The sequence below is a fragment of the Paraburkholderia sp. BR10954 genome, assembly GCF_040965775.1.
Taxonomy (GTDB): domain Bacteria; phylum Pseudomonadota; class Gammaproteobacteria; order Burkholderiales; family Burkholderiaceae; genus Paraburkholderia; species Paraburkholderia youngii.
Map to the genome: position 1 here is coordinate 1 of NZ_JBFRCK010000229.1, position 438 is coordinate 438.

General features: G+C 59.6%; 1 protein-coding gene. It reads left to right on the forward strand.

What is annotated here, in order from left to right; genetic code table 11:
• Window positions 1-318: 318 nt before the first annotated feature.
• The coding region (locus AB4Y34_RS42005; protein ID WP_368719326.1) for an IMP dehydrogenase at window positions 319-438 on the forward strand (120 nt) is incomplete at its 3' end.

Below are 438 nucleotides of genomic sequence, written 5' to 3' on the forward strand. Positions count from 1 at the left end.
TCCCCATAATGCGCCGGCGAGCACGCCGTACAACACACCACGCTGCATTTGTATTGCCTCCAGATACTTCGGGTGGCCCAAGGCGGGCCGTTTTGACAGGACGGCCCGAAGCTTAACTGGAGGTGTGCGCACCCGTCTTGTTCAATCCTGCAGCGTGCGCCCGATATTCGGGTCGGAGGCGTGCCATGCCCGCACGGCTCGCACCGGCAGGGCCGGAGCGTGGAAATAATCCCGAAAACGGCGCTAAGCTACTGTTAGCGCTGATGATTTCCAGGGCGCTATCGCGTATAATCTGCTTTTGCGCCTATAGGATTTGCCATGCGTCTGATCCAGAAAGCACTCACGTTCGATGACGTGCTCCTCGTCCCCGCCTTTTCCGACGTTCTCCCGCGCGACACCAGCCTGAAGACCCGGCTGACCCGCAATATCTCCCTGAAC